This window comes from Allopontixanthobacter confluentis, from assembly GCF_009827615.1.
Classification (GTDB): domain Bacteria; phylum Pseudomonadota; class Alphaproteobacteria; order Sphingomonadales; family Sphingomonadaceae; genus Allopontixanthobacter; species Allopontixanthobacter confluentis.
Genome location: NZ_WTYU01000002.1, coordinates 1136782 through 1147061, shown reverse-complemented (window position 1 = coordinate 1147061; position 10280 = coordinate 1136782). Strand labels below are relative to the sequence as shown.

10 protein-coding genes and 1 tRNA gene are annotated in these 10280 nt (G+C 60.9%); 2 read left to right on the top strand and 9 right to left on the bottom strand.

Annotated elements, in window-relative coordinates; genetic code table 11:
• Positions 1 to 141 precede the first annotated feature (141 nt).
• The 4 genes from GRI44_RS13710 to GRI44_RS13695 all read right to left on the bottom strand — a co-directional run bounded on the left by GRI44_RS13710 (position 142) and on the right by GRI44_RS13695 (position 2533).
• Positions 142 to 217: transfer RNA gene (locus tag GRI44_RS13710), tRNA-Lys, on the bottom strand.
• 13 nt (positions 218 to 230) lie between these two features.
• On the bottom strand, positions 231 to 656 hold the full coding sequence (gene folK / locus GRI44_RS13705; RefSeq protein ID WP_332872429.1) for a 2-amino-4-hydroxy-6-hydroxymethyldihydropteridine diphosphokinase: 426 nt from the start codon (positions 654 to 656) through the stop codon (positions 231 to 233).
• Between the two features lie 65 nt (positions 657 to 721).
• On the bottom strand, positions 722 to 1585 hold the full coding sequence (gene aguB, locus GRI44_RS13700) for an N-carbamoylputrescine amidase (protein WP_160602284.1): 864 nt from the start codon (positions 1583 to 1585) through the stop codon (positions 722 to 724).
• Between the two features lie 99 nt (positions 1586 to 1684).
• Positions 1685 to 2533 (bottom strand): class I SAM-dependent methyltransferase, encoded by an 849-nt coding sequence (locus GRI44_RS13695; protein WP_160602283.1) that lies wholly within the window; start codon positions 2531 to 2533, stop codon positions 1685 to 1687.
• A gap of 158 nt (positions 2534 to 2691) precedes the next feature.
• Here GRI44_RS13695 and msrA point away from each other — a divergent pair, with 158 nt between their 5' ends.
• Positions 2692 to 3225 carry a peptide-methionine (S)-S-oxide reductase MsrA gene (msrA, locus tag GRI44_RS13690; protein WP_160602282.1) on the top strand — a complete coding sequence of 178 codons (534 nt, stop codon included), beginning with the start codon at positions 2692 to 2694 and terminating at the stop codon, positions 3223 to 3225.
• 121 nt (positions 3226 to 3346) lie between these two features.
• Here the strand turns inward: msrA and GRI44_RS13685 are convergent, their stop codons facing one another.
• On the bottom strand, positions 3347 to 3889 hold the full coding sequence (locus GRI44_RS13685) for a hypothetical protein (protein WP_160602281.1): 543 nt from the start codon (positions 3887 to 3889) through the stop codon (positions 3347 to 3349).
• Between the two features lie 165 nt (positions 3890 to 4054).
• Positions 4055 to 5287, bottom strand: a complete 1233-nt coding sequence (locus GRI44_RS13680; RefSeq protein WP_160602280.1) for an RsmB/NOP family class I SAM-dependent RNA methyltransferase — start codon at positions 5285 to 5287, stop codon at positions 4055 to 4057.
• 54 nt (positions 5288 to 5341) lie between these two features.
• On the opposite strand from GRI44_RS13680, the gene GRI44_RS13675 reads away from it, so the two are divergent.
• Entirely contained in the window at positions 5342 to 5524 is a 183-nt protein-coding gene (locus GRI44_RS13675) for a DUF1674 domain-containing protein (protein WP_160602279.1), read from the top strand.
• Here GRI44_RS13675 and GRI44_RS13670 read toward each other — a convergent pair.
• The 3 genes from GRI44_RS13670 to GRI44_RS13660 are packed head-to-tail and all read right to left on the bottom strand — an operon-like array spanning position 5521 to position 10278.
• On the bottom strand, positions 5521 to 6933 hold the full coding sequence (locus GRI44_RS13670; protein WP_160602278.1) for a cytochrome P450: 1413 nt from the start codon (positions 6931 to 6933) through the stop codon (positions 5521 to 5523). The two genes, GRI44_RS13675 and GRI44_RS13670, sit on opposite strands and share 4 nt — an antisense overlap.
• 40 nt (positions 6934 to 6973) lie before the next feature.
• Entirely contained in the window at positions 6974 to 8008 is a 1035-nt protein-coding gene (hemH, locus tag GRI44_RS13665) for a ferrochelatase (RefSeq protein WP_160602277.1), read from the bottom strand.
• Entirely contained in the window at positions 8005 to 10278 is a 2274-nt protein-coding gene (locus GRI44_RS13660; RefSeq protein ID WP_160602276.1) for a molybdopterin cofactor-binding domain-containing protein, read from the bottom strand. Before GRI44_RS13660 ends, hemH begins: the two co-directional genes overlap by 4 nt.
• Positions 10279 to 10280 lie beyond the last annotated feature (2 nt).

Sequence of the window (10280 nt, the reverse complement as noted above, 5' to 3'; positions counted from 1 at the left end):
CAACTCGACTGAAAAGTGAGGTTTCTTGAAGGTTCGAGCCCCCACCGTCATTGTGATTGTGTAGACGGATTGTGGAGACAACGCTGGTTCGGGACCGTCTTTCCGACGGTAATCCAAGGTTTTCCGTGCCTTCTGGCGAGGTGGTGAGCCCTGCTGGGTTCGAACCAGCGACCTACTGATTAAAAGTCAGTTGCTCTACCGACTGAGCTAAGGGCCCGACCACCGGCGGCTCACCTAGGGGCGGCGCGCGGGCGGGTCAAGCGTCGATGTAACTGTCTTATGGAAAGTCTGCTAATCGGGTCGCGCCATTCGGGGCAAATTGCGGCAGCGGGCGCCAGAACAAAATCGCGCTCCTGCATGGCTGGGTGCGGGATTGTCAGAAATTTCCCATAAAAGCTGCCGCCACTCCACAAGATTATGTCGAGATCCAGCACACGCGCAGCCCAGCGTTGGCCGCGCTGCTTGCGGCCAAAGGCGCGCTCTGCCGCTTTCAGCAGGGCGAGCAAGTCTTCCGGCGCCAGGTCCGTGCTGATGACAGCGGCGCTATTGGCGTAGCGGTGCTGGGATGGACCGACCGGCGCGCTTTGGATGACCGGTGCCGCGGCGACAATTTCCAAACCCGCATCCGCCAGGCTCGCCAGCGCTGCAGCCAACACGCTGCGCGGGCTGCCATAGGCGTGGTGGCGGACGTTGGAGCCCAGCGCAATGAGGTAGTGGTGGGTCAGATATCCTCGCAGATGCGGCCATAAAGCTGCGGGCGGCGGTCACGGAAGAAGCCCATGCCAGCGCGGTGGGTGGCGGCCTGTGCCAAGTCCAGTGTGGCGGTCAGCACTCCGGTTTCCCCGGCGCCGAATTGCGCCAGATAATCACCCCATTGGTCGCAAATGAAACTGTGGCCGTAAAAACTCTGCGCGCGGTCTGCCGGCCCTTCGTGGCCGATGCGGTTGGCCGCGATAACCGGCATGCAGTTGGACACGGCATGGCCCAGCATGGCGCGGCGCCACATGCGGCTGGTGTCCAGATCCGCATCATAGGGTTCAGACCCGATGGCTGTGGGATAAAACAGCACCTCTGCCCCCATCAGCGCCATCACGCGGGCGCATTCGGGATACCATTGGTCCCAGCAGATGCCCACGCCAATGCGGGTGCCGAAAACGTCCCACACCTTGAACCCATCGTTCCCCGGGCGGAAATAGTATTTCTCTTCATACCCCGGCCCATCGGGAATGTGGCTTTTGCGATAGGTACCGCTGATTTCACCATCCGGCCCGATCATGGCCAGCGTGTTGTAATAATGGTGGCCATCGCGTTCAAAGAAGCTGGTGGGGATCGCCACTTTCAGCTTTGCTGCCAGTTTCTGCATGGCCAGCACAGATGGGTGCTGACTGGTGGGGCGGGCAAGGGAAAACAGCGCTTCGTCTTCCTCGCGGCAGAAATAGGGGCCGGAAAACAATTCAGGCGGCAGGATGACTTGCGCGCCCTTGCCTGCCGCTTCTTCCACCAATGTGGATACAGCGGCGATATTGCGGGTTTCATCATCAGCGCCGAGCGCCAGCTGCAAGGCAGCAACAGTCAGTGTGGTCATACCGTCCCATTTATTAGGGCAGCATAGCGAAGTCCACCTGCGAAGACGCGCGCGCCGCCGTGGGGCGACGCGCGCGTCTTCAATCCATCGGTTCAGCGGTTACTGGCGTTTGCGGAATAGCAGCGTCATCCGGTCGCTTTCACCCAGATTTTTCAGCTTTTCATCCTTGCTGCCCCAGCTTGGCGGCATTTCCCATACGCCGCGCGGGTGGTCCGCCGTGTCCATCGGGTTCGCGTTGATTTCGCTGGTGCCAACAAGTTGGAACCCGTGCGCTTCGACCAGGCCGATAATGTCCAGCTGGCGCATGTAACCGCGGCTGCCATCAGTATAATCGGCAGGCGCCCATGCCTTTGCACGGTGCTGGACGATGCCCAGCATCCCGTCATCCTTCAAAAGATCGCGCAGCGTATCGAGTTCATAATGCAGGAAACCGATCCGGTGCAGATTGTGCATTTCGCGGAAAATCAGCGCCCGGTCGACAGTGCCATGCATGGCTTCGGTGACTTCATCGCTGTTCATGCCCACTGCATTGGTGCCGGAAAGACCCCAGTCAGACAGGCTCTTGGGGAATGTCTTGCCCAGCCCGCCCCAGCTTTCCGCCATCCGCGGGGAATTGCTGTGGGCAACATCAGGGTTGAGGCCGATATATTTGCCATCCTTGCCCAGATATGACGCGAGGACCCGCGTGTACCAGCCGCCGCCCGGCACCACATCCACCACGGTCATGCCGGGCTTTACCTGAAAGAATGCGAGGGTTTCGGCAGGGTGGCGATATTGGTCGCGGGCGCTGTCAGCAGCGCGGCGGGCATCAGCCAGCGCCGCAGCCATTGCGTGGTTTGCCATAGAGTGGTTTGCCATGGCGGGGTTTTCCATGTGGTGGTCTGCCACGGCAGGCGCTGTTATGGTCAGGGCGGCAAGCGCTGCGGTTGCTGCATAAATCGGTCGCATGCATTCTCTCCAAAAACGTCTCTATTGTTCGTGCGCCCACCCTAGAGGCGGAAAATGCGAACACAAGCAGGTGATACAGATTGACCCCATGACAAGTGTGGGCAGGCTTCCTATCTGACATTGCAAGACAATCATCACCGCATAGGGATTTCAGATTTATGTCCAATAGCGAACAGGCCATTATCGCCGGCGGCTGCTTCTGGTGCACAGAAGCGGTGTTCCGCGATGTCATCGGGGTGAGCGAAGTGGAAAGCGGCTATATCGGCGGCCACGCAGCCAACCCGACCTACAAGGAAGTATGTTCAGGCGCGACCGGCCATGCCGAAGGCATCCGCGTGACATACGATCCTGAGGTCATTTCCTATGCCGAAATGCTGGATGTTTTCCTGGGCACGCATGATCCGACGCAGCTGAACCGGCAGGGCAATGATGTGGGCACGCAATATCGCTCCGCCATTTTCCCGCTGGATGATACGCAACGCGCCGAGGCGGAAGCCGCGATCGAACGCGCCAATCAGAGCCATGAAGGCAACGTCGTCACCACGATCGAGGAAGCGATCACCTGGTATCCGGCGGAAGATTACCATCAGGAATATTGGGACGGCGAAGGCCAGCGCAATCCCTATTGCATGGCGACCATCCCGCCCAAGCTTCTGAAATTGCGTAAAAGCTTTCAGAACAAGGTGAAGTAGGCGACTTGAACCGAATCCGGTCGTGAGGGTCGATCAGACAGTCCGCTGCTCCAATGGCTGAAATAAAAGCGGACTGTCGGCTAACGTCCCAATTGCGGACGTCAGTGGTTTGCGAACACGCTCACAATGGCGTGCTTGTTCTGAAATCTTCCTCGGAATCGACCGACCAATCCAAATTTGGTGGGACGATCTTCCCGAGCTTGGCCGCTACAACAGCATCGAGGCGACTCAGTATCAAAAACAAAATGTCATTCCTTGGAACTTCGAAAGTCCAACCACCAGTTGGATATCGAAGAGTGTAGTCGGAATGAGGCTTTTCGTACGACTCTACCAAATCATGAAAGGTCTGCTGCATTGGCACGTCCGGTTCCGGGAAACCGTGACCCCGCGCTTCCTCGTAGAGCGCTCGTAGATTGTGTCCAAATGGCGGTCTTCTGAGCTTTAAGTCGGTGTAAGCTTCATCATGTTCGGCTAGCCAAGCTTTCAAATAGACTTCGATTGCGTGGCCGACGAGCATCTCGCACGAGATGATGAAGCGGAAATCATTCTCATATCTGGCCCGCACGGTGCTTTTCACGATCGCATGAGCACCCGTCGCAAAGGACCGCGCAGCAACAAAAAATAGTTCAGCTAACCCAAGCGGGCTATTTTCAGCGTCTGTCATGTAACTGGTATCTCCGACTTACTGTATGGAATGACTAGCAATCGTCGGGGACGTTGACGCTAAAGTTTGAGCGAATGGCAGCTTACCACCCAAAAGCAGACGTGTGAGCCATAGGCTAATAACCCTAAAACCGGACTGTCCGCTGACGGACTGGTTAGAGCCGCCCTACTTAACCCAGCGCCCGATGAAGAACCCGTCAAGACCGCCTGCGTCAGGCAGCATTGCGGGATCGGTACGGAGCCAGCCATTGCTGTCGGGGTGCAAACCTGTGGGCAGTTCGTCTTGCGTGACGGGTTTCTGGCGCAGCGGCACGTTTGTTGCCTGCCCTTCCCCTTCTTCTTCCTCCAGCGAACAGACTGCATAGACCAGCGTGCTGCCTTCGGGCAGCCACGATACGGCGCGGGCGAGGAGTTTCTGCTGCAATTCCGCCATTTCATGAATTTGGCGTTGGCCGATGCGGTGCAGCACATCGGGGTGGCGGCGGCAGGTGCCGGTGGCCGTGCAGGGTGCGTCCAGCAAAATGGCATCAAACTGCTTGGCAGGCTGCCATGTCAGCGCATCGGCGGTGATAATTTCCGCGGCAAGGCCGGTGCGTTCCAGATTGTTACGCAGGCGTTCCAGCCGCCGTTCGCTGATATCCAGCGCCGTCACTGTCCAGCCGGCAGCGGCCAGTTGCAGCGTCTTGCCGCCCGGTGCGGCGCACAGGTCCAGCACGCGGCGGCCTTCGCCTGCACCCAGCAGGCGCGCTGGCAAGGTCGCGGCCAGATCCTGAACCCACCATGCGCCTTCTTCAAAGCCGGGAAGCTGATCGACCGGTGTTCCGCGCGGCAGGCGGATATGGCCGGGCGCGAGGCTTTCCCCGCCGAGTTCACCCGCCCATTTTTCCGTTTCGGCATGGTCACGCAAGGCAAGATCAAGCGGCGGCGGAACGGCCAGCGCAGCCATGATGTCCTGCGCCCGATCACCCCAGCGCATGGCCACGGCGTCACTCGGCGTCGGGCCTTCCGGCAGGGTTACTTCGCGTTTGGACAGGGTGGAAAACACCCCGTGTGCCAGCCGCCGGGGGCCGCCGGTCAGCAATGGTAATGCCGTGGCGATGACCGCGTGGGGCGGCGTATCGAAACGCAGCCACTGGACCAGCATCAGCCGCAGGACGCTGCGCGGCTTGGCATCATCGGGCAGGCGCTTTTTCGTGGCGCTGTCGATCATGGCGTCCAGATCGACCAGCCAGCGCATCACTTCTGCGGCAATGGCGCGTGCCAATGCGCGGTCGGCGGGGCCATTGATGCTGCGCAATGCGCCGCGTTCCGCCTGTTCCAGCGTCTCCCCACGGTGCAGAACGGCGTCCATCATGCGCAGGGCAGCGCGGCGTGCGGGTAATCCGGGTGTATCTACCATTGCGCGCCCCTATCCCTGATTGCATTCGACCGCCAGAGGGACCATCTTTAAAAAATGACCAAGCGCGCAACGAAACGGCCCGAAAATTTCGACAAGCCTTCCTATTGGACGGATGCACCGGTCCCGCAACCTGCCCCGCCAACACCGGATGATGGCACCGCAGACGGGGACCGCAATGGCCTTAGCCCGACCCGCTATGGCGACTGGGAAAAGAACGGGATCGCGATTGATTTCTAAAGCGGTTTGAAGGTTATTTTCAAGCCGTCGCGTGGCTGGGGAATGGGCCACGGCTGCCATTCCGGCGCATAGCCATCCTCGATCTGGATGTCATAGCGCGTCAGCACATGGGCCATCAGGATTTTCACCTGCATATAGGCAAAATGCAGGCCCAGGCACATATGCGCGCCCCCGCCAAACGGCACCCACGCATATTTATGGCGCGCTTTCACCATTTCGGGGGTGAAGCGCATCGGGTCAAACCGCATCGGGTCGGGCCAGTGTTCTTCCTGATGGTGCACCAGATGGGCATTGATGCCGACCTGCGCGCCAGCAGGAATGGTATAGCCGGCATATTCGAATGACCGCAGCGCACGGCGCGGGGTGGATGGCACTGGCGGGATCAGCCGCAGGGCTTCCTTGAACGCCATTTCGGTCAGTTCCAGCTTGCCCAGATCATCATAGGCAAGCGGCCTGCCCATCCCGCCGGTGATGGCCAAGACTTCCTGGCGCAGTTTTTCCTGCCACTCGCGGTTCTTGGCCAGCAGCCACACCAGTGATGTGGCGCTGGAGGTGATCGTGTCATGCGCGGCCATCATCAGGAAATTCATGTGATCGACCACGGCATCCACCGGCATCAGCGATCCGTCTTCATGGGTGGCGGTGGCAAACTGGCTGAACATATCCTGCCCGCCGCCCTCTGCCCGCCGGCGCAGCGTTTCCGCGGTGAAATATTCGACCAGAAATTCGCGGCCCTGCACGCCCTTGCGCATCAGCGTGCCGGGCAGCGGTTTGCGAATGGGCGCAACCGATGCCTGCACCATGTCAGTAAAGGCGCGGTTGATCTGCTGCGCTTCCGGCCCCAGCGGCAGGCCGATGAAGCTGTCCGCCGCCAGATCCAACGTCAGTTTCTTGATCGCGGGATAGAACTGCATCTGCGCCCCGCCTGACGCCTGCCCCCACTGCTGCACTTGCTCGGCAATGCCGCGATTGAGCGCATCGGCATAATGGCGCATTGGCCCCGGCTTGAACGCTATCGACAAGGCGCGCCGGTCCGCACGGTGGTGATCAAAATCAATCAGCATCAGGCCGCGCGGGAACAGCTTGTCCAGCACCGGGCCCCAGCCCTGTTCGGACGAAAACAGCTTTTCCCGGTCAAACAGCATCAGTTCATTGGCATCAGCGCCGATCAGGCCAACATTCCAGCGCCCGAAAGCCCGGTTCTTGTAAACCGGGCCGTATGTTGCATACATCCGCTGAGCAAAGCCGTGCGGATCGGCCAGCATTCTGAACGTGTTGCCCACCAGCGGCCAGCCGCTTTCCCCCGGTATATGGTCCAGCGCATGGGCGGGCAGCGGCTCGCTCCAGTGTTTTGGCGGGGATGCAAGGCCCGGATGGGCGGCAGGAATGGTGGGCGCGGCAGTGGCCATGAATTCTCCTTACTTACCGCAGTGTAAGTAAGTTTGCTCCCTAAATCCAGCCTGACAATTCGCGCCTGATGATTGTGTCCAGCATGTCCATCCCGGCCTCGTTCGCATTCAGGCAAGACAGCGCGGCAAATTGTTCACCGCCCGGCGCTGTAAATTGCTCGCGGCCCGTGATCGCCAGTTCTTCCAGCGTTTCGAGGCAGTCCGCAGAAAAACCGGGCGCGGCGATGGCCAGCCGTTTGGTGCCCGCTTTCGCTTCTGCTTCCAGCATGGTGTCAGTGGCCGGTTCCAGCCATTTGGCTCGCCCGAAACGGGACTGGAAACTGGTGACAAAGCGCAGCTGGGCATATTCGCCCGCAGCGCGCATTTCTGTTTCCAGCAGGCGCGCGGTTTTACGGCAATGGCAATGATAGGGATCGCCCAGATGCAGAGTGCGTTCGGGCATTCCGTGAAAACTCAGCAGCAAGACTTCCGGCACGAAATCCAGCCGGTCCATCTGGCGGGTCAAATCCCTCGCCAGCGCGCTGATATAGACCGGATCATCGTGGTAAGGCGGTAGTGTGCGCAGCGCTGGCTGCCAGCGCATCCTGCCCAGCGTTTCAGCCGCCTTGTCCACCACCGTGGCCGTGGTTGCGCCGCTATATTGCGGATATAGCGGTGCCAGCAGAATCCGGTCGCAACCGGCGTCCTTCAGCCGCGTCATTTCCTGTGCGATGGACGGGTTGCCATAGCGCATTCCCCAGCCAACCTGCACCCCGTCTCCCAGCCGTTGCTGCAGCGCGCGCGCCTGCTGCGCGGTGATGGCGGCCAGCGGCGATCCTTCTTCCGTCCACACCTGCTGATAGGCATGGGCAGATTTTTTCGGCCGTGTGTTAAGGATGATGCCGCGCAGGATGGGCTGCCATGCGATAGGCGGAATTTCCACCACCCGCCGGTCGGACAGGAATTCCGCCAGATATGTCTTTACCGCGCCCGGCGTAGGCGCGTCAGGGGTGCCCAGATTAACCAGCAGCACCCCGATATTGCCGCTTTTGACAGGCGGATGGTCAGATGGCAGCTGCTGTGTGGTCCAGGTCATAGTCCCTCAGGGTATAGCGGCAGGCGGCGGATGCGCTGGCCGGTGGCAGAATATAAGGCATTGGCAATGGCAGGGGCCGCGATAATGGCCCCCAGCTCGCCCGGATCGAATGGCTGGCTGTCGCTGGAAATGAAATCCACTTCGATTTCGGGGCAGTCCGCCAGCAGGGGCAGGCCCAGCTGCGACAGGCGTTTCAAGGTCGGCACCCCGTCCAGATAATGCATGCTGGCGCCCAGCGCCATGGCCATGCCGAACACCAGCCCCCCCTCGATCTGCTGGCGCGCAATATCAAGGTTGATGATGCGGCCAATATCCACCGCCACGCTCAACTTGCTGACCCTGGCGCCGCCCCCATCGCGGCGGGCAGTGGCGATGCAGGCGATGCGTCCGGCATATTCGCCTTCGCCCATGCGGTGGCAGGCAAGGCCTTGCCCGCTCTGATCCTTGCCGCCATCCCACCCGGCAATGCGGCTGGCGCGTTGCAGGCACTGCGCCAGCTTTATATCGCTGCCCAGCATTTCCATCCGGTAGGACAAGGGTTCACGCCCCTGACGCCAGGCCATTTCGTCGATGAAACTTTCGGTGATGAAGGCAGTAATACCATGGCCATTGCCGCGCATTCGCCCGGTGGGCAATGGCAGGCTGACAGGCACATGGTCCACTGCCACATTGGGGATGGCATAGGCGGGCATGGCCCCTTCCAGCGCCAGCGGATCTGCCTTGCCAGCGGAATTCCTGATCGCGGCCCAGCTGGTCTTGTTGTGGAACAGACGCTGACCGAATTCATGCGCGGATGGCGGCGCGGCAATCCTGACGCGCATCGTTTCCAGCTCGCCATTGCCGCCGGACCGCAGCCTGCCAGTGACCAATGCTGCCGCAGGCATTCGGGGCCGCCCGGCCAGCAATTCCTGCCCGCGTGACCACATAAGCTGCACCGGGCGGCCAATTTCCCGCGCAATCAGCGCCACTTCAATTGCATGGCCATGTTCCAGCCTGCTGTCGAAACTGCCGCCTGCGGGCATGGGGTATAAAATGACATCGGATGCAGAAATGCCAATGGCCTTGGCCGCGGCTTCCCGCGCAGCTTCGGGGGTCTGGCTGGCAATCCACAATTCCAGCTTGCCGTCGGCAAAATGCGCCGTGGCAGTTGCGGTTTCAAGGCTGGCATGGATGGCAGGGGCAATATCATAGCGCAGGGCAATGCCGGGTTTGCCCATCAGCCTATCGCCCTCGCCGCGAGTGTCCAGCCGCTGCGCGGTGCCGGTCCGCAGGGCTGTGTCCAGCGCCTTTTCGATCTGTTCGCTGCGCACTGGCTGCGCCACGTCGAAGCGCGGGTTCATTGCGCCCACGGCCCGTTCGGCCACCCACCATGTCGTGGCAATCGCGGCCAGCCAGCGCTTGCCAGCCACCACCCCGACCAGCCCGTTGATGCCAGCTGCGGCATTCTTGTTGAAGGCAGATAGCTGCGCCTGATCCACCGGGCCATGGCGGATGGAGGCAAAGACCATGCCGGGCAAACGCACATCGCCTGCAAACAGATAGGTGCCATCCACTTTCGAGGGCATATCCAGCCGCGGGAAAGCCGTGGGTGCATCTGCTGCGCCTGCGATGGGTTCTTCCACAGGCGCCTCTGGCCGGAGCGGCGGCGGATCAGGCGGAGAAAAGCTGACCGCCTCTTCCACCAGCCGCGCAAAATTCAGGCGTTTGCTGCCATGGGTGATGAAGCCGCCCGCCGCTTCGCATTCTTCCCAGCCAATGTCCCATATGTCTGCCGCCGCCATGGCCAGCATGGCCCGCGCGGCGGCCGCTGCATTGCGGCAGGGCATTTCATAGGCGGCCAGCGATGTGCCATCAGCGACAGCGTTGAACCTGTGGTTCTGGGCAAAGCGGCGCGCCAGAAAATCATCCGGTTCATCCGCCAGACCGGGCGCCGATGGCATCCACAAGGCAGACCATCTGGCCGCCAGCGGAATATTGCCATAGGCCCCGCTGACCGGCGCCGGTTCCACCGCCACCTGCCGCCAGTCTGCCCCCAGTTCCATCGCAATGATCTGCGGCAGCAGCGTGGTGATACCCTGCCCCATTTCCAGCTGCGGCACGGCCACGGTCACCACGCCATCCGTTCCGATTTTCAGCCAGGCATCAAAGGCATATTCATCGCGCCCCGGGGTCAGCGGGGTTGAAAAGGTGCGCGGCTGGAACGACCACATCGCCAGCAAGCCGCCGCCAACTGCAGCGCCCACAAGCACCCCGCGGCGGCTGATTTCCATCG

Excerpts from the sequence above, each read along its gene's own strand:
- aguB (WP_160602284.1), bottom strand. The coding sequence starts at position 1,585 with ATGACCACACTGACTGTTGCTGCCTTGCAGCTGGCGCTCGGCGCTGAT.
- GRI44_RS13695 (WP_160602283.1), bottom strand. The coding sequence starts at position 2,533 with ATGCGACCGATTTATGCAGCAACCGCAGCGCTTGCCGCCCTGACCATA.
- msrA (WP_160602282.1), top strand. The coding sequence starts at position 2,692 with ATGTCCAATAGCGAACAGGCCATTATCGCCGGCGGCTGCTTCTGGTGC.
- GRI44_RS13685 (WP_160602281.1), bottom strand. The coding sequence starts at position 3,889 with ATGACAGACGCTGAAAATAGCCCGCTTGGGTTAGCTGAACTATTTTTT.
- GRI44_RS13680 (WP_160602280.1), bottom strand. The coding sequence starts at position 5,287 with ATGGTAGATACACCCGGATTACCCGCACGCCGCGCTGCCCTGCGCATG.
- GRI44_RS13675 (WP_160602279.1), top strand. The coding sequence starts at position 5,342 with ATGACCAAGCGCGCAACGAAACGGCCCGAAAATTTCGACAAGCCTTCC.
- GRI44_RS13670 (WP_160602278.1), bottom strand. The coding sequence starts at position 6,933 with ATGGCCACTGCCGCGCCCACCATTCCTGCCGCCCATCCGGGCCTTGCA.
- hemH (WP_160602277.1), bottom strand. The coding sequence starts at position 8,008 with ATGACCTGGACCACACAGCAGCTGCCATCTGACCATCCGCCTGTCAAA.
- GRI44_RS13660 (WP_160602276.1), bottom strand. The coding sequence starts at position 10,278 with ATGGAAATCAGCCGCCGCGGGGTGCTTGTGGGCGCTGCAGTTGGCGGC.